Here is an 18,210-nt window from a genome sequence, read left to right as displayed (position 1 = left end):
CATGAACAGCATGAATCATGAATTCGCTTCCGCGGATGATCTGCCGGAGGGCAAGCCCGCCAACCTGTCGCGCCGCAGCTTCCTGGGTGCCTCGCTCGGCGCGCTGGTGCTTGGCGTGGCCCTGCCCGGCACAGGCGCGCAGGCGCAGAACGCCGCCGCGGCGGCGAAGGCAGCACCGCGCGTCTCCGCCTTTCTGGAGATCCGTGCCGACGGCAGCGTGCTATTGCGCAGCCCCTTCGTCGAGGGCGGGCAGGGCGTCTCCACCGCGATGGCACAGATCGTAGGCGAAGAGCTTGATGTCGACCCCATGAAGTTCACGGTGGAATGCGCGCCGCCCGGATCCGACTATCAGGTGGTCGGCGGCCGCCGCTTCACCGGCGGCAGCTTTTCGGTGCGATCGAGCTACCAGACCATGCGTCGCGTCGGCGCGTCCGCGCGACAGATGCTGCTCCAGGCGGCCGCCTCCCGCCTGAAAGTGCCGGTGGCAAGCCTGTCGACGGAGCCTGGCCGCGTGCGCCATGCCGCGTCGGGTCGCACACTCGACTATGGCGTGCTTGCCGCGGATGCTGCCGCCCTGCCGGTGCCCGAGGACGTCGCGTTGCGCGCGGAGAAGGATTTCCGCTGGATCGGCAAGCCGGTGGCGCGTCTCGACGTGCGCGACAAATCGATCGGCAAGGCCGCCTATGCGATCGACATGCAGGTCGATGGCATGCTGCGCGCCGCCGTTCAGCACGCACCGCGCCTCGATCTGGAGCCCGGCGCCTTCGCCAACGAGACGGAGGTGACGGCGATGCCGGGCGTGCATTCGATCCATCGTCTGCCCGGCGCCGTCGCTGTCGTCGCCGACCGCTGGTGGCGCGCGCGCCGCGCGGTGGAGACGTTGCAGGTGACGTGGACCGACGCGGCGCCGGGGACGCGCCGCGCGATGTCCTCGGACTTCTCGTCGGAGGGACGAAAGACGCAACTCGCGGCCACGCCGGGGCCGGGCATTGCCGCGGAGACGGTCGGCGATGCCGCCGCCACGCTGAAGAGCGCTGCGAAGACCGTCACCGCGACCTACGACGCGCCCTATCTCGCTCATGGCCAGCTCGAGCCACCCTCGGCGCTGGCGCGCTGGAACGAGGACGGAACGCTCGATCTCTGGGTGCCCAACCAGGCCCCCGAAATGTTCCAGGTGCTCGCCGCCAAGGCCGCCGGCATTGCGCCGGAGAAGGTCAAAATCCATTCGCCGATGCTCGGCGGCTTCTTCGGCCGCCACTTCATCTACGAGACCGCCAACCCGTTCCCGCAGGCGATCCTGCTGTCCAAGGCGGTCGGGCGGCCGGTCAAGCTGATCTGGAGCCGCGAGGAAGAGTTCCTGCGCGACGCGCTGCGGCCGATGGGCTTTGTCCGCTTCCGCGCCGGCCTCGACGCCAGGGGATTGCCGGTGGCGCTGGAGGCTGAGGCCGTCGGTGAAGGTCCCCGCGATCGCTGGTTCGGCCGCATGCCGGATGTGGCTGATGGCTCGGCGGTCGAGGGCATCTCCGGAAAGCCCTACGCCATCCCCAATCGCCACGTTGCCCATGTGCTTGTCGATGATCCCGCCATCATCGGCTTCTGGCGCTCGGTCGGCCACTCCATGAACGACTTCTTCTACGAGACGTTCTTCGACGAGGTCGCCGACGCCGGTCAACAGGATCCCTATGATCTGCGGCTGCGTCTGCTGGCGGACAAGCCGCGCCACAAGGCGCTGCTTCAGGCGGTCGCCGATCTCTCGGGCGGCTGGAAGCGCGGTCCGTTCACGGCGGCCGACGGCGGCAAGCGTGCGCGCGGCGTCGCCATGGCCTCACCGTTCGGCAGCGAGGTCGCGACCATCGCGGAGGTGTCGCTGAAGAGCGGCATGGTCACCGTGCACGACGTCTGGGTTGCGATCGATCCGGGTCGCATCGTCAATCCCGGCATCATCGAGGCGCAGGTCAATTCGGCCGTCGCGCTCGGCCTGTCCTCGGCGCTGCTGGAGGAAGTCGTCTATGCCAAGGGCATGCCGCAGGCACGCAACTTCGACGGCTATCCGATCCTGCCGCCGGACCGCATGCCGCGCGTTCATGTGCGTATCGTCGAAAGCGGCGCGCCGATGGGCGGCATCGGTGAGCCGGGCCTGCCCGGCGTGCCGCCGGCGGTCGCGAATGCCGTGTCTGCCTTGACCGGCCAGCGTGTCCGCAGCTTGCCGCTGTCGAAGATGAAATTCGGGGCTACCTAAAGCAGATGTTTCGGAGCGCAGCAGCGCATGCCGCTGCTGCGCTCCGTCCGGGCACGGAGTCCTACTTCTTCACCTTCGGATCGATCGGCGTCGTGCCGCGCAGGTCCAGAATGTCCTCCAGCATCTTCGCGCCCGCGAGCACCTGCGCATCGCTTCGCGGTGCGCCGACGACCTGCACGCCGACCGGCAGGCCAGACGCCGTGAATCCGCAGGGCAGCGACAGCGACGGGCAGCAGGCCAGCGTGATGGCGTAGACGATGCCGAGCCATTCGACGTAGTTGTCCAATCTCTTGCCCGCGCATTCGGCGACATAGCGGTTTTCGATCGGGAAGGGCGGTACGATCGTGGTCGGCGTCAGCAACAGATCGTAGTTCTTGAAGAACTCGACCGCGCGCGCTGTCATGCCGACGCGCTGCGCCTCGGCGCGTTCGAGCTGCTCGACGGTGAGCTTGAGGCCCTCCTCGATGTTCCAGATCACTTCGGGCTTGAGCAGGTCGCGCTTGGTGCGTAGCAGATTGGCCTTGGTGATCGCGAAATCGAAGGCGCGCAGAACGTGGAAGCACTCATGGGCCTCGCGCCAATCGGGATGCGCCTCCTCGACGACGGCTCCGGCCTCGGCAAAACGTTCCGCCGCCCTGCGCGTGATCGCCTTCACCTCGGGATCAACAGGCGTGATGCCGAGATCGGGTGAATAGGCGATGCGCTTCGGCTTCCTGCCCGACTGTGCCGCCGACAGGAACGAGGTCGCCGGTGCCGGCAGCGACAGCGGATCGTCCGCATAGTCGCCGCTCATGGCGTCCAGCAGCAGCGCGAGATCCTCGACGTTGCGCGCCATCGGGCCGACGACGCCGAGATTGCGATCGATACCCGATTTGGGGGTATGCGCGACACGGCCGATGCTCGGCCGCATGCCGACGACGCCGCAGAAAGCCGCGGGGCTGCGCAAGCTGCCACCCATGTCGGAGCCTTGCGCAAGCCACGCCATGCCGGTGGCGAGCGCCACGGCCGCGCCGCCGGACGAGCCCGCCGCCGATTTCGTCGTGTCCCACGGATTGAGCGTGGCGCCGAATACCTCGTTGAAGGTGTTGGCGCCGGCGCCGAATTCCGGCGTGTTGGATTTGGCGTAGACGACCGCGCCATTGGCCTCGAGGTTCTCGACCATGAGGTCGGACTTCGCGGGGATGTTATCCCTGAAGATCGGCGAGCCCTGTGTGTTCAGGACGCCCGCGACGTCGGTCAGGTCCTTGATCGGCACCGGCAGGCCTGCGAGCAGTCCGCGCGCACCGGCCGGCTTCTGCATCATTGCTTTCGCATTGGTCCGCGCGCGATCGAAGCACAGCGTCGGCAGCGCGTTCACCTTGCCGTCGACCTCGCTGACGCGCTTCTCCAGCACGTCCAGCAGTTCGAGCGGCGAGACGTCGCCGGAGCGCAGCTTGTCGACGACGGCGCAGGCCGTTTCGCGGATCAGGTCTTGAGACAAGTATTCTACTCCTACCTCTGGATTGTCATTCCGGGCCGCCCGAAGGGCGAACCCGGAATCTCGAGATTCTCAAGTGCGCAATTGCGCACCGTAGTTCGATGCTTTGCATCGCCCCGGAACGACTGTGCCTAAAATTCCGGGGCAGTTAGCCCCAGCCAGCGCTGATGCCGCCATCGACCGTGTAGATCACCCCCGACGTGTAGCCGGCGCGATCCGACGCCAGGAACGCCATGAGGTCGCCGATTTCCCGCGCATGCGCGGGGCGGCCGAGCGGCAGGCTCTTCTGGAATTCCTTGTAGCGGCCCTCGTCGCCGAACTGGTCCTTTGCCCGCGTCTTGAGCAGGGTGACGTGTCGATCGGTGCCGACAGGGCCGGGATTGATGCCGACCACGCGGATGTTGTCGGCCAGGCTCTTGCCGCCGAGCGCGCGGGTGAAGGCCATCAGCGCGGCATTGCCCGCGCTGCCGCAGATGTAGTTGGCGTCGAATTTCTCGCCGGCCGCGCCGATGTCGTTGACGATGACGCCGCCGCCTTTCGCCTTCATCTGCGCGTAGATCTGCCGCGTCAGGTTGATGTAGCCGAACACTTTCAATTCCCAGGCGTGCCGCCAGGCCGCTTCGTCGATCTTGTCGATGGAGCCGCCGGGGATGTCGCCGGCATTGTTGACGAGCACGTCGATGTCGGCGGCTTCCTTGGCGAGCCGCGCCAAATCCGCAGGATTGCGCAGATCGACAATGCTCGTCGCGGCATCGATCTGGTGCGCGGATCGCAGGCGTTCGGCCAGCGCCTTGAGCTGGTCGCCGCTGCGGGCTGCGAGCAGGAGATGCGCACCTTCCTCGGCAAACGCCTCGGCGGCGGCTGCTCCAATGCCTTTGGACGCACCCGTGATCAGGACGCGCTTGCCACGCAGATGCAGATCCATGGGAGTTACTCGCTCGGTGGGAACAGGATGAAATCAGTAGGCGGTCGGCGGCGCCATGGTCAACATTGCAGTGCAGCGTTGCACTGCCGCCGCGTTTGGTCCATTGCAGTGCGATCGAAAGGCGGCAGCTGCCGGACCAACCAAGGACGTTCTCGATGAGCAAGAAACAATACCGGATTGCGGTCATTCCCGGCGACGGCATCGGCAAGGAAGTGATGCCCGAGGGCCTGCGCGTTCTGGAGACGGCGGCGAAGAAGCACGGCGTGTCCCTGCATTTCGATCATTTCGACTTCTCGTCCTGGGACTATTACGAGAAGCACGGCCAGATGATGCCTGATGACTGGAAGGACAAGATCGGCAAGCACGATGCCATCTATTTCGGCGCGGTCGGCTGGCCGGCGAAGATTCCGGATCACGTCTCGCTGTGGGGCTCGCTGATCAAGTTTCGCCGTGAGTTCGACCAGTATGTGAATTTGCGCCCGGTGCGGCTGATGCCCGGCGTGCCGTCGCCGCTGGCGAACCGCAAGCCCGGCGATATCGATTTCTGGGTGGTGCGCGAGAACACGGAAGGCGAGTACTCCTCCGTCGGCGGCCGCATGTTCCCCGACACCGACCGCGAGTTCGTGACACAGCAGACGGTGATGACCCGTACCGGCGTCGATCGCATCCTGAAATTCGCTTTCGAGCTCGCCCAGTCGCGGCCGAAGAAACACCTGACCTCCGCGACCAAGTCCAACGGCATCTCCATCACGATGCCCTATTGGGACGAGCGCGTGGAGGCGATGGCAAAGAAGTTTCCGGGTGTGAAGTGGGACAAGTACCACATCGACATTTTGACCGCGAACTTCGTGCTGCATCCGGACTGGTTCGACGTCGTGGTCGGCTCCAATCTGTTCGGCGACATCCTGTCCGACCTCGGCCCCGCCTGCACCGGCACGATCGGCATCGCGCCGTCAGGCAACATCAATCCCGACGGCGATTTTCCCTCGGTGTTCGAGCCGGTGCATGGCTCGGCGCCTGATATCGCAGGGCAGGGAATTGCGAACCCCATCGGCGCGATCTGGTCAGGTGCGATGATGCTCGAGCATCTCGGCGAGAAGGTCGCCGGCAAGTCGATCGTCGATGCGATCGAGCGCACGCTGGCCGAACGCACGCTGCGCACCAAGGACCTCGGCGGCAACGCCGACACGACCGCCTGCGGCAAGGCGGTCGCGGATATGGTGGATTAGGGCGGTCGATCTTCCCCTCTCCCCTTGTGGGAGAGGGTGGCTCGCCGCGTAGCGGCGAGACGGGTGAGGGGTCTCTGCGGATCCCAGACCTATCAGTCGCAAAATTGCTTGCGGAGAGAACCCCTCATCCGGCGCTTCGCGCCACCTTCTCCCACAGGGGGAGAAGGAAAGGGCAGCGGTTTTTTGGCCCGCCCTATACGTAAGACTTCCGCGCCGGATCGAAGATCGGCGGATAGTCGTTCTCGTCGAGCAGATCGAGAAGCGGGTCTAGCCCCCTGGACTTGATCAGCGCGAGCTCCTGATGCGAGATCAGGTTCACGGTCAAAATCTCCACGGGATCGCCCGCAATCTCCAGCGCTTCGGCGACGCACTTGTCCGGGCCGATGATCGGCGTGAGAAACAGAAAAGTCTGGAAGTCCGTTCCTGCGACCGGCGGTCTCGGCAACGCCACCCGGTGGCCGAAGCCGAACCAGGTGGTGTCGATGAACGGCAGATTGGCCAGCCAGCGCAGATTGGCGCAAACCTCCTCTGTCGGTTCGCGGACATACCACATCAGCTCGGCACGCGGCTTTGCGTCCCCATGCACCCCCGGCATCCGTTGCTCGCTCATGCCGTTGGTCAGAAGCACGTAGCCTTCGTCGGATCCTTCTTCGCACACCGGCACGAAATCGCGGCCAAAGGCGTGGATGTCGATGCGGCGCTCCGCACTGTCCGTGAAGCTGTGCTCAGGCTCGCCAAGCTCGCTCTCATAGATGGCGAGCCGTTGCCGGTAGAGGTCGGCTGCGGGTGACGGCTGACTCGAACCGGACATGAACTTTGCGAGACGGGAGAGCATGTGAACCTCGGGGGCGGATGTGAGCCGGGATATCCGCGTTGTCGCAAGGCGGCCCGGGCTGGTTCAAATCCGCCTTACAGACTCGGCAACTCTTCGCTGCTGTCCAGTCTCCCGTGCGCGAGCGTCCATGAGGTCAGAACGACGCGAAGAGCCGCGCCTCGTTCTCGATCAGCCCACGATCTTCTCGATCGCTGTCTGATCCAGCCCGAACTTCTTCCCGGCCTCAAGAATCTCCTGCCAGGTGGTCGGATCGACAGGAATGCCTTCGGCGAGCCGCTTCTTCTTGGTCTCGCGCTCGGGCTCGCCGGCGATCTTGACCTTGTCGACGCCGGGGGCAGGCGGTGAGCCGGTGTGCCAGGCGACGAAGCTCTCGACTTCGCGCGCGAGGTTTTCGCCGGTGCCGAGCTTGTTCGGATCGATGATGATCGAGAGCATGCCGTTGAGGACGTTGTACTTGCCGTCAGACGGGCCCTTGACCACTTGCCCGCCGGAGAGCGCGCCGCCGAGGATTTCGCACACCAGCGCGAGCCCCGAGCCCTTGTGCTCGCCGAACGGCAGGATGGCGCCATGCGGCGGGATCACGGTGTAGCGCGGGTTGGTGGTCGGCTTGCCTTCATTGTCGATGATGGTGCCGGGCTCCAGTTCGACGCCCTTGTTGTGGGCGACGCGGGTCTTGCCCTGCGCGATCCTGCTGGTGGCGAAGTCGAGCACGATCGGCTCCTTGCCCTTGCGCGGGATGCCGACGCAGAACGGGTTGGTGCCATGGCGCGCATCGCTGCCGCCCCAGGGCGCCACGATCGGGCGCGAGATCACGTTGACGAAGTGGATCGAGACCAGCCCGTGGTCGATGCACTGCTCGGCCCAGTGGCCGATGCGGCCGATATGGTGCGAGTTGGAAAGTCCGACGAGGCAAACGCCGTTGCGCTTGGCGCGCTCTGCCGCCAGCTCCATCGCCTCATGGCCGATGACCTGGCCGTAGCCGGTGAGGCCGTCGAGGGTGAGGAGCGGACCAGTGTCGAGCACGATCTTGACGTGCTGGTTCACGGCGAGGCCGCCGTTGGTGACGCTCTGGACATAACGCGGGATCATGCCGACGCCGTGCGAGTCGTGGCCCTTGAGATTAGCCTCGACGAGATTGGTGGACACGAGCTCGGCTTCGCGGTCCGTAGACCCGCCCGCCTTGACGATGGCACGGATGGCGTTGGTGAGCGGCTCTGCCTTGATGGTGCGATAGTCGGCCATTGTTGTTGCTCTTATCCTTTCACGATCCGGCGGCAGTGGACCCACGCCGCTTCAATCAGGTTTTCACTCGCTTCCGGCGTGCGGAAGGCGGAATGCGCCGACAGCGTCACGTTCGGAATCTTTGTCAGCGGGTGGTCCGCCGGCAGGGGCTCGATGTTGAAAACGTCAAGGCCGGCATGGCGGATATGACCCGACTTCAGGGCGTCGATCATGGCGGCCTCGTCGACAACGGCGGCGCGGGCGGTGTTGATGAGGATGACACCGGGCTTCATCGCAAAGATCTTCTCGCGCGTGATCATGCCGCGCGTCTCGTCGTTGAGCAGCAGATGCAGCGACACGACGTCGCTTCTCGCCAGAACGCTGTCGAGATCGGTGAACTCGACGCCCGGATAGCTCTTCGGCGAGCGGTTCCAGGCGATCACCTTCATGCCCGAGCCGGACGCAATGCGCGCGACCTCGGCGGCGATGCCGCCGAAGCCGATCAGGCCGAGGGTCTTGCCGGTGAGCTGCATGCCGTCCTCGCGCAGCCAGCTTCCGGCGCGCATCTCGCGGTCCATCATCGCGATGACGCGGGCCGAGGCCCACATCAGCGCGATCGCGGATTCCGCGACCGCCGTGTCGCCGTAGCCCTTGATCAGGTGCACGGAGATGCCGAGCTCGGCGAGCTCTTCCGGATTCATGTAGCTGCGCGCGCCGGTGCCGAGGAACACGACGTGCCTGAGGCCTGCGCACTTCTTCGCAACCTCGGTCGGCAGCGCCGTGTGATCGACGATCGCGATCTCGGCGCCATCAAGGATTTCCGGGTATTGCTCCGGCTTGATGTCGGGATCCCGGTGGATCCGCACCTCCGGGTCATCAGGCTTCTCCAGCCGCTCCATGATCACGGCGAGGGCTTCGTTGGCGTCGACGAAAACTCCGCGCATGGTTCACTCCGGTCAGGACGCGACGCCGGCGATCGCCAGCACGGTATGCATCAGCACGTTGGTGCCCGCGGCGCAGTCGGGCTGCGTGGCGTCCTCCAGCTCGTTGTGGCTGATGCCGTCCTTGCAGGGCACGAACACCATTGCCGCCGGCATGACGGTGTTGAGGTTGCAGGCGTCGTGGCCGGCGCCGGAGGTGATGCGGCGGGAGGAGTAGCCGAGCGTCTTCGCGGCGTTCTCGACTGCTGCGATGAGCTTGGGATCGAAATGCGTCGGCGGCTTGCGCCAGACCAGATCGATCTTGACCTCGACCTTGCGGCGCGCGGCGATCTCCGTAATCGCGGCGCGCAGGTCGCGGTCGAGCGCGTCCATGATGGCACCGTCCGCGCTGCGGCAATCCATGGTGAAGGCGATCTCGCCGGGGATGACGTTGCGCGAGGGATTGGCGATCACGGCCTCGCCGATGGTGCCGACCGCGTTCGGGCCATGCTTCCTGGCGATCGCCTCCATCGCCAGCACGATCTCCGACAGCGTCGCCAGCGCATCGCGCCGCAGCGGCATCGGGGTGGAGCCCGCATGGCTCTCGAAGCCGGAAATCTTGCCGTCGTACCAGAGCACGCCCTGGCCGGAATCGACCACGCCGATGGTCTTGCCTTCGGCTTCCAGGATCGGTCCTTGCTCGATGTGCAATTCGACGAAGCAGCCGAGCTTCTGGAATCCGACGGGCTTGTCGCCGCGATAGCCGATGCTGTCGAGCGCCTGGCCGACGGTCGTGCCTTCGATATCCTTGCGCGACAAAATGTCGTCGGTGGTGAAATCGCCGACATAGGCGGCGGAGGCCATCATCGCCGGAGCGAAGCGCGAGCCTTCCTCGTTGGTCCAGTTGACGACGCAGATCGGCGCCTCGGTCTCGATACCGGCGTCGTTCAGCGTACGGATCACCTCCAGCGCGCCGAGCGTCCCCAGGATGCCATCGTACTTGCCGCCGGTCGGCTGGGTGTCGAGATGCGAGCCGATGCCGACGGGCAGCTTCGACATGTCGCGGCCCTTGCGCAGGCCGAACTGTGAGCCAAGTGCATCGGTGTGCACTTCGAGGCCGGCGTCCTCGCATGCCCTACGGAACCAGTCCCGCACCTGCTTGTCTTCGCTGCTCAGTGTCAGCCGTCGCACTCCGCCTTTGGCCGTCGCGCCGAATTGCGCGGTCTCGTGGATGGAGCCCCAGAGGCGGGCGGAATCGATTTGCAGATTGGTGGCGGCTCGGCTCATGCGGTCAGTCTCTCAGTTGTCATTCCGGGTTCGGCTCTTCGAGCCGCCCCGGAATGACGTTGAAGGTTGTCCGGCTCTTTTTCAATGACGCGCCAGCGCGGGCGCGTCAACCGCGAGGCTGCTCTGCGCAATCTGCCGTGCAAGCTCGGCGACGCGCTCCACCGCGATGACGTCCGGCGAGGCGAGCCAGCTCGCGGTGAACGTCAGTGGCGCGATAGCAATATCGGTGTCGAGCAATTGCAGTCGCCCATCGGCAAGCTCGTTCTCGACGATCGCGTCGGGGATTACGGCGATGCCGAGCCCCTCGACCGCCATGTGGATCACGGTCGCGAGCGAGGCGGAGGCATGCAGCCGGATCGGCGGCAGCTCTGGCCGGTCGAACACCTCGCGCACGACCTCGTAGGGCTTGGTCTTGCGCGGGAACGTGATGATCGGAAACCGCGCGAGCTCCGCCGGCGTCACCGGGCCGTTACCGAGCCCGAGCGAGGGGCTTGCGAGGAAGCCGATCGGATAATCGGCGAGCACGCGATTGTGCACGCCGGAGGCCGACAGCGGTCCCACCACGAAGGCAAGCTCGATCTCCTGCGCGAGCAGGCGCGCGGTGAGGTTCGGCGTGATGTCGACCTCGATCTCCAGCGAGAGGTTCGGATAGACCTCGTTCATGCTCTTCACGAGCCGCGGCAGCCAGGTGTGCACGATGGTCTCGGCGACGCCGAGCCGCATCACGCCGCGCATCGCCGAACGGTCGCCGATCTCCGCCATCATCTGAGCGCGGAGGCCGATCAGCTTCTCCGCATAGACCATCATCTGGCGGCCGCTCGGTGTCGGCGAGGCCACGCGATGATCGCGGTTGAGAAGCTTGACGCCCATCTCGCGCTCGAGCTGCGCGATGCGCTGGGAGATCGCCGGCTGGGTGGTGTTGAGCCGTGCGGCGGCGCCGCGGAAGCTGCCGAGTTTCACAACCCAGAGGAATGTCTCGATCGACCTGAAGTCCAGCATTGGAAGGATTTTCCTCGTCGATAAAATAAATTTATCGATATCGATTAGAAAGGACGATTAGACTTTATAGCACGCTTGGTGTTGGCTGTCTTTGTCGAGTTTATAGGCAGGTCGATTACATGACTGTTTTGGTGGCAGTGCAGCAAACTGAAACGCCCGACGCCCTCCCGAGCCGCAAGGCGCGGCTCGCCTACCGTGATGGACTGGTTGCTTCCACCGCCGGCGTCGCGCCCGGCTTCGTCCAGGGCAATCTGGCGATCCTGCCGGCCGAATATGCCGGCGCCTTCCACCGCTTCTGCCAGCTCAATCCGAAGCCGTGCCCGATCATCGGCATGTCCGATGTCGGCAGCCCGCATATCCCGGCGCTCGGCGCCGATCTCGACATCCGCACCGACGTGCCACGCTACCGCGTCTGGCGTGACGGCGAGGTGGTCGACGAGCCGACCGACGTCACGAAATACTGGCGCGACGATCTCGTGACCTTCGTGCTCGGCTGCTCCTTCTCGTTCGAGGAAGCCCTGCTCGACGAGGGCATGCCGATCCGCCACATCGAGCACAATGTGCGCGTGCCGATGTATCGCACCAACATCGCCTGCGGCGAGGCAGGTCCGTTCGCCGGCCCCATGGTGGTGTCGATGCGTCCGTTCAAGCCGGCGGACGCGATCCGCGCGGTGCAGATCACCTCGCGCTATCCCGCGGTGCACGGTGCGCCGGTGCATCTCGGCCATCCGCATCTGATCGGCATCAAGGACATCGCCAAGCCGGATTACGGCGATCCGGTGCCGGTCGCCGCCGACGAGATTCCGGTGTTCTGGGCCTGCGGCGTGACGCCGCAATCGGTCATCAACGCCGCGAAGCTCCCGTTCGCGATCACGCATTCGCCTGGCCTGATGCTGGTGACGGATCTCAAGAACAGGACCATGGCCGTGATTTAGTGGGCAGCGTATGCTGCTTCTTCGGGCTTTACCGCATCCATCAATCGCTTCATTCGATCAGCCGAAATTCAGTAACAGGGGACTTTGCCATGACGATCACTCGCCGCGACGTGTTGTTGGGAGCCACCGCGACTGCTGCGCTTGTGCCGCTGGCAGCGCGCGCGCAGACGTCGGAAGTCGTGATCGGCGTCATCTATCCGTTCTCCGGCGGCAGCGCCCAGCAGGGCGTCGACGCGCAGAAGGCTTATGAGACCGCGCTCGAGGTCATCAACAAGGACACCGATTTCGACCTGCCGCTGGCGAAGGGCGAGGGCCTGCCGGGCCTCGGCGGCGCCAAGGTGCGCCTCGTGTTCGCCGATCACCAGGCCGATCCGCAGAAGGGCCGCGCCGAGGCCGAGCGCCTGATCACGCAGGAGAAGGTTGCCGCCATCATCGGCACCTATCAGAGCGCCGTGGCCGTCACCGTCAGCCAGATCTGCGAACGCTACCAGATCCCGTTCGTGTCCGCCGACAACTCCTCGCCGAGCCTGCATCGCCGCGGCCTGAAGTATTATTTCCGCGCCGCGCCGCATGACGAGATGTATTCGGCCGCGATGTTCGACTTCTTCGACGCGTTGAAGAAGAAGGGCACCAAGATCGAGACGCTGTCGCTGTTCCACGAGGACACCATCTTCGGCACCGATTCCGGCAACGCCCAGGCCAAGATCGCCGGCGAGCGCGGCTACAAGATCGTCACCGACATCAAGTATCGCGCCAACTCGCCCTCGCTCTCGGCCGAGGTGCAGCAGCTCAAGACCGCCAACGCCGACGTGCTGATGCCCTCGAGCTACACCACCGACGGCATCCTGCTGGTCAAGACCATGGCCGAACTCGGCTACAAGCCGAACGCGATCGTGGCGCAGGACGCCGGCTTCTCCGAGAAGGCGCTCTACGACGCCGTCGGCGACAAGCTCGAAGGCGTGATCTCGCGCGGCACCTTCTCGCTCGACCTCGCGCAGAAGCGCCCGATGGTCGGCAAGATCAACGAGATGTTCAAGGCGCGGTCGGGCAAGGACTTCAACGACCTCACCTCGCGCCAGTTCATGGGACTGATCATTCTCGCGGATGCGATCAGCCGCGCCAAGTCGACCGACGGCGAGAAGATCCGCGACGCGCTGGCCGCGACCGACATCCCGGGCGAGCAGACCATCATGCCCTGGAAGCGCGTCAAGTTCGACGAGATGGGCCAGAACAACGACGCCGATCCGGTGCTGTTGCAATATATCGGCGGCAAGTTCGTCACCATCTTCCCACCGCAGGCCGCGATCGCCGAAGCGATCTGGCCGATGAAGTAAGCGCTGCTGCGGTTGGGACCAAGCGCCGTGAGGGGCGGGAGAATCAAGCTCCCGCACCGTCATTGCGAGGAGCCCGCGACAAGATTGCGAAGCAATCTTGCGCTGGCGACGAAGCAATCCAGACTGCTTCCTTGGAAACATTTCTGGATTGCTTCGCTTCGCTCGCAATGACGGCGTAACGATGACGTTTCGTACGGGGGACTAGAGGTGACAGCCCAAGCCATTATCCAGAGTCTCGCGAGCGGCCTTCTCATGGGCCTGCTCTATGGGCTGATCGCGGTCGGCCTTGCGCTGATCTTCGGCCTGATGGACGTCACGAACTTCGCCCATGGCGAGTTCCTGATGATCGCGATGTATCTGTCTTTCTTCCTGTTCGCCTTCTTCGCCATTGACCCCTTGCTGTCAGCGCCGCTGGTCGCAGCGGCGATGTTCGTGTTCGGAGCTGTGGTCTATCTGCTGCTCGTACGCTTCGCCATGCGGGCCAAGGCCAACGCCGGCATGGTGCAGATCTTCACCACCTTCGGCCTTGCGATCGTGATGCGCGGCCTCGCGCAATACTTCTTCACGCCGGACTATCGCAGCATTCCGCAGTCCTGGGCCGGCGGCAAAACCATCTCGATCGCCGGCATCTTCTTGCCGGAGCCGCAGCTGATCGGCGCGGCGGTCTCGATCGCCGCTTTCGGGGGCCTCTACTTTTTCATCCACCGCACCGACTTCGGCCGCGCGCTGGAAGCCACGCGTGAAGATCCCGGTGCCGTCGCGCTCGTCGGCATCGACAAGAACCGCGTGTTCGCATTCGGTTGGGGTCTTGGCGCCGGGCTAGTCGGCCTTGCCGGCGCAATCATGGCGGTGTTCTTCTACATCTATCCCGACGTCGGTGCCTCCTTTGCGCTGATCGCCTATGTCACGGTGGCGCTCGGCGGCTTCGGCAGCGTGTTCGGCGCCTTCGCCGGCGGCATCATCGTCGGCCTGGTCGAGGCGGTGACCGCCCTGGTGCTGCCGCCGTCGCTGAAATCGGTCGGCATCTACGCCGTCTACCTGCTCGTGGTCTTCATCCGGCCGCGTGGCCTGTTCGGGTCGATGTGATGGACAAGACTTTTGCCGCGCGGCGCCGCCGCGACCTCATCATCGCCGCCGTCCTGGCCGGGCTCGCAGCGCTTGCGCCGCTGTTCATCAAGGACGTCTACGTCCAGAACATCCTGATCCTGACCCTGATGTATGCGGCGCTGTCGCAGAGCTGGAACATCCTCTCCGGCTATTGCGGACAGATATCGCTTGGACACGCGCTCTATTTCGGCATCGGCGCCTATACCACTGAGCTTCTGTTCACGAAGTTCGGCGTGCTGCCCTGGTTCGGCATGCTCGCCGGCGGCGTGATCGCGGCCGTCATCGCGATGGGGCTCGGCTATCCCTTCTTCCGCCTGCGCGGCCATTACTTCGTGATCGCGACCATCGTCATCGCGGAAATTGGTCTGCTGCTGTTCCAGAACTGGGAATGGGCAGGGGCTGCGATGGGCATCACCATTCCGGTGCGCGGCGACAGCTGGCTGAAATTCCAGTTCATGCGCAGCAAGCTGCCTTACTTCTATTTCGCGCTGGTGCTGTGCAGCCTCGCCTGGTTCGTCACCTGGTGGTTGGAGGACTCCAAATGGGGCTTCTGGTGGCGCGCGGTGAAGGACAATCCGGAAGCGGCCGAGAGCCTCGGTGTGGTCGTGTTCAACTCCAAGATGGGCGCTGCCGCCGTCTCCGCCTTCCTCGTCGCGATCGGCGGCGCCTTCTACGCGCAGTTTCTCGCCTATATCGATCCTGAGAGCGTCATGGGCTTCCAGTTCTCGCTGCTGATGGCGCTGCCGGCCGTGCTCGGCGGCATCGGTACCCTCTGGGGCCCGGTGCTTGGCGCGGCCATCCTGATCCCGATGACGGAACTGACACGCTCCTATATCGGCGGCTCCGGCCGCGGCGTCGACCTCATCGTCTATGGCGGGCTGATCGTGGCGATCTCGCTGGCCCTGCCGCAAGGTTTGGTGAGCCTGTTCTCACGCACAAAGGCAAAGGGGTCCTCGCGATGACCGCGCTCCTCGAAACCCGCGGCGTCTGGCAACGTTTCGGCGGCCTCGTCGCCAACAGCGACGTCTCGATCTCCGTCGGGCGCGGCGAGATCGTCGGCCTGATCGGTCCGAACGGCGCCGGCAAGTCGACGCTGTTCAATCTCATCGCCGGCGTGCTGCCGCCGACGCAAGGCTCGATCTGGTTCGACGGCGAGGATGTCACCCGCATGCCAGCGGCCGAACGCTGCCAGCGCGGCGTCGGTCGCACTTTCCAGGTGGTCAAGAGTTTCGAGACGATGACGGTCATCGACAACGTCATCGTCGGCGCGCTCGTGCGCAACACGGTGATGCGCGAGGCACGCCGCAAGGCGCATGAGGTACTGGAGTTCACCGGCCTTGCCGCACGTGCGGACGTGCTCGCGAGTGACCTCGTGCCGGCCGAGAAGCGGCGCCTCGAAGTCGCCCGTGCGCTTGCGACCGAACCGAAACTGCTGCTGCTCGACGAAGTCCTCACCGGCCTGACGCCGACCGAGGCGCAGACCGGTGTGGCCCTGGTACGCAAGGTGCGCGATGCCGGCATCACCGTGTTGATGGTCGAGCATGTCATGGAGATCGTGATGCCGCTGGTGGATCGCGCCATCGTGCTCGATCTCGGCAAGGTGCTGGTCGAGGGCAAGCCTGCCGACGTCGTCCGCGATCCCAAGGTGATCAAGGCATATCTGGGAGATCGTCATGCTGTCGGTGCATGAAGTCACGACCGCATATCAGGGCCTGGTCGCGATCTCCGCGGTCTCGATCGAGGTCCAGAAGGGCGAGATCGTCTGCGTCGCCGGCGCCAACGGCGCGGGCAAGTCGACGCTGCTCAAGTCCATCGCCGGCGCCGAGCGCCCGCGTTCCGGCACGGTGACGTTCGACGGCAAGCGGCTCGACGGCATGGCGCAACACCACATCACCGCCACCGGCATCGCCTATGTGCCGGAGAACCGCCGCCTGTTCCCGCGTTTGTCCGTGCGCGACAATCTCCGCCTCGGCAGCTATCTCTACCGCGGTGAGGCGAACCGCGAAGGACCGCTCGATCTCGTCTTCCAGCTGTTCCCTCGCCTGTCCGAGCGTCTGGAGCAACGCGCCGAAACGCTCTCCGGCGGCGAGCAGCAGATGCTCGCGATCGGCCGCGCGCTGATGACGCGCCCGCGACTCTTGATGCTGGACGAGCCCTCGCAGGGCATCATGCCGAAACTGGTCGACGAGATCTTCCAGGCGGTGAAACGCATCCGCGACGCCGGCATGACCGTCCTGATTGTCGAGCAGCGCATGGCCGAGTGCCTGGAGATCGCCGACCGCGCCTACATCCTGCAAACCGGCCGCGTGCTGATGCAGGGGCCGGCAGCCGAGATCAGGGGCAATCCGGATGTGAGGAAAGCGTATCTGGGGCTGTAGCCGCTCGCTACGATCCCTATCCTGATTGCTTCTTGTTCCGGTTCTTGCTTGCGCCGCGCAGCGTTGACGCGGGTGCCGAGGGTTGCCCGAAGCCATTCATCTGGATGCAAGCGAGCAGGTCGACATAGCTTTCGATGCCACCGGCGGAGGCCTCGGTGTAGCATTGGGTGCGGATTGTCTCCGGCGTTGTCGTCCAGATGGACCCGAGCTGTTGCTGTGCGGTTTGCTCGTCGCGCATGCAGGCCTCGTAGGACTGCGGCTCGGTCAGCGACTTGTCGATCTCCTGAGTTGCCTTGCAGTTGGCTTCGACCTTGAGATCGGGGACGCCGCCGCGCGCGGACGTCTGGGCGTGTGCGGAAGGCGGCAGGGCAATAAAGCAGGCGGCAGAGAGGAGGGCGCAGGATACTTTGAAATCCATGACAGTTCTCCTAGCGATCGATGAAATAACTCCTTCAGTCAATTACAGGGGGATCATGTGCTCGCGATCCCGGTGATGCAAATCAATTCCGGTCCGCTGGTCCCGCATGTAGCCGGGTCGCGGGGAATGACGGCGGTGAGTGAGGCGGCGTTAGTCCGGCCATGACGGCAAGACGCTAATGCCCATGCCCATGCTCCGGCAGCGTCACCCCGAACACCTTCACCAGATCCGTCACCTGTTCCGGCGACAGATAGCGCGGGTTCAGCCCCCGCAGCAGCAGATACAGCTTCGCCGTCTCCTCCAGCTCTTCCGTCGCGAACACCGCGGCCTCCAGCGTGTCGCCGGCGACGACCGGGCCGTGATTGGCGAGCAGCACGGACGAATATTTCCCGGCCAGTCCCTTGATCGCATCCGCCACTGCGGGATCGCCGGGGCGGTAATAGGGCACGAGCGCGGTGGCGCCGCATTTCATCAGATAATAGGCCGTCATCGGCGGCAACGCCGCGCGCGGGTCGATCTCCGGCAGCATCGAGAGCGCCACCGAATGGGTGGAGTGCAGATGCACGATCGCCTTTGCGCTGCCGCGCGTGTCGTAGAGCGCGGTGTGCAGCGGAACTTCCTTGGTCGGGGCATCCCCCGAAACCAGACGGCCCTGATCGTCCAGCCGCGACAGCTTTGCCGGGTCGAGAAAGCCGAGCGAGGCATTGGTCGGCGTCACCAGCCAGCCGCCGCCGTCCAGCCTGACGCTGATATTGCCGGAGGAGCCCGGCGTCAGCCCGCGCTCGAACAGGGACCGTCCGAAGCGGCAGATATCCTCGCGCAGCCGTGTCTCATTGCTCATGGCCGTCATGCCCGCTTGTCTCACGCTTTGGCAGCGCGGCCAAGCCGTGTTATTCGGTTGCCGAG

The 18,210-nt window shown here is 65.0% G+C and carries 17 protein-coding genes; 8 read left to right on the top strand and 9 right to left on the bottom strand.

Features of this window, described 5'->3' with window-relative positions:
• Position 1 precedes the first annotated feature (1 nt).
• Positions 2–2,239 carry a molybdopterin cofactor-binding domain-containing protein gene (locus RAD15_RS20860; protein ID WP_458180033.1) on the top strand — a complete coding sequence of 746 codons (2,238 nt, stop codon included), beginning with the start codon at positions 2–4 and terminating at the stop codon, positions 2,237–2,239.
• Between the two features lie 61 nt (positions 2,240–2,300).
• Here RAD15_RS20860 and RAD15_RS20855 read toward each other — a convergent pair whose 3' ends face one another.
• A complete protein-coding gene (locus RAD15_RS20855; protein WP_458180032.1) occupies positions 2,301–3,719 on the bottom strand; it encodes an amidase in 1,419 nt (472 codons plus the stop codon).
• Between the two features lie 145 nt (positions 3,720–3,864).
• The gene (locus RAD15_RS20850; protein WP_458180031.1) at positions 3,865–4,641 is read right to left on the bottom strand and encodes an SDR family oxidoreductase; all 777 of its coding nucleotides are present in this window, start codon (positions 4,639–4,641) and stop codon (positions 3,865–3,867) included.
• A gap of 155 nt (positions 4,642–4,796) precedes the next feature.
• Here RAD15_RS20850 and RAD15_RS20845 point away from each other — a divergent pair, with 155 nt between their 5' ends.
• Positions 4,797–5,870, top strand: a complete 1,074-nt coding sequence (locus RAD15_RS20845; RefSeq protein ID WP_458180030.1) for a tartrate dehydrogenase — start codon at positions 4,797–4,799, stop codon at positions 5,868–5,870.
• Positions 5,871–6,063: 193 nt separating this feature from the next.
• Here the strand turns inward: RAD15_RS20845 and RAD15_RS20840 are convergent, their stop codons facing one another.
• The 5 genes from RAD15_RS20840 to RAD15_RS20820 all read right to left on the bottom strand — a co-directional run bounded on the left by RAD15_RS20840 (position 6,064) and on the right by RAD15_RS20820 (position 11,132).
• Positions 6,064–6,705, bottom strand: coding sequence for a suppressor of fused domain protein (locus RAD15_RS20840; RefSeq protein WP_458180029.1), 642 nt, complete (start codon positions 6,703–6,705; stop codon positions 6,064–6,066).
• 168 nt (positions 6,706–6,873) lie between these two features.
• The gene (locus RAD15_RS20835) at positions 6,874–7,947 is read right to left on the bottom strand and encodes a malate/lactate/ureidoglycolate dehydrogenase (RefSeq protein ID WP_458180028.1); all 1,074 of its coding nucleotides are present in this window, start codon (positions 7,945–7,947) and stop codon (positions 6,874–6,876) included.
• Positions 7,948–7,958: 11 nt separating this feature from the next.
• Positions 7,959–8,870: an NAD(P)-dependent oxidoreductase gene (locus RAD15_RS20830; RefSeq protein ID WP_458180026.1), complete on the bottom strand. Its 912-nt coding sequence runs from the start codon at positions 8,868–8,870 to the stop codon at positions 7,959–7,961.
• Between the two features lie 12 nt (positions 8,871–8,882).
• A complete protein-coding gene (locus tag RAD15_RS20825; protein WP_458180025.1) occupies positions 8,883–10,133 on the bottom strand; it encodes an allantoate amidohydrolase in 1,251 nt (416 codons plus the stop codon).
• Between the two features lie 81 nt (positions 10,134–10,214).
• Complete coding sequence (locus tag RAD15_RS20820; protein WP_458180024.1) at positions 10,215–11,132, bottom strand: LysR family transcriptional regulator; 918 nt, start codon at positions 11,130–11,132, stop codon at positions 10,215–10,217.
• A gap of 119 nt (positions 11,133–11,251) precedes the next feature.
• Between RAD15_RS20820 and RAD15_RS20815 the strand changes: the two genes are divergently transcribed.
• From RAD15_RS20815 to RAD15_RS20790, 6 genes are all read left to right on the top strand, one after another.
• A complete protein-coding gene (locus RAD15_RS20815) occupies positions 11,252–12,067 on the top strand; it encodes a putative hydro-lyase (protein WP_458180023.1) in 816 nt (271 codons plus the stop codon).
• 89 nt (positions 12,068–12,156) lie between these two features.
• Positions 12,157–13,401, top strand: a complete 1,245-nt coding sequence (locus RAD15_RS20810; RefSeq protein ID WP_458180022.1) for an ABC transporter substrate-binding protein — start codon at positions 12,157–12,159, stop codon at positions 13,399–13,401.
• 207 nt (positions 13,402–13,608) lie between these two features.
• Entirely contained in the window at positions 13,609–14,487 is an 879-nt protein-coding gene (locus RAD15_RS20805) for a branched-chain amino acid ABC transporter permease (RefSeq protein ID WP_458180021.1), read from the top strand.
• On the top strand, positions 14,487–15,470 hold the full coding sequence (locus RAD15_RS20800) for a branched-chain amino acid ABC transporter permease (protein WP_458180020.1): 984 nt from the start codon (positions 14,487–14,489) through the stop codon (positions 15,468–15,470). The genes RAD15_RS20805 and RAD15_RS20800 overlap by 1 nt, the downstream gene beginning before the upstream one ends.
• Positions 15,467–16,198, top strand: coding sequence for an ABC transporter ATP-binding protein (locus RAD15_RS20795; protein WP_458180019.1), 732 nt, complete (start codon positions 15,467–15,469; stop codon positions 16,196–16,198). Before RAD15_RS20800 ends, RAD15_RS20795 begins: the two co-directional genes overlap by 4 nt.
• Entirely contained in the window at positions 16,182–16,886 is a 705-nt protein-coding gene (locus RAD15_RS20790) for an ABC transporter ATP-binding protein (RefSeq protein WP_458180018.1), read from the top strand. The genes RAD15_RS20795 and RAD15_RS20790 overlap by 17 nt, the downstream gene beginning before the upstream one ends.
• Before the next feature lie 16 nt (positions 16,887–16,902).
• Here the strand turns inward: RAD15_RS20790 and RAD15_RS20785 are convergent, their stop codons facing one another.
• Both RAD15_RS20785 and otnC read right to left on the bottom strand, forming a co-directional pair.
• Positions 16,903–17,304: a hypothetical protein gene (locus RAD15_RS20785; protein WP_458180017.1), complete on the bottom strand. Its 402-nt coding sequence runs from the start codon at positions 17,302–17,304 to the stop codon at positions 16,903–16,905.
• Positions 17,305–17,479: 175 nt separating this feature from the next.
• Entirely contained in the window at positions 17,480–18,154 is a 675-nt protein-coding gene (otnC, locus tag RAD15_RS20780; RefSeq protein WP_458180016.1) for a 3-oxo-tetronate 4-phosphate decarboxylase, read from the bottom strand.
• Positions 18,155–18,210: the final 56 nt, after the last annotated feature.

This window comes from Bradyrhizobium sp. 14AA, from assembly GCF_054185205.1.
This window is presented reverse-complemented; position numbering and strand designations above follow the sequence as displayed.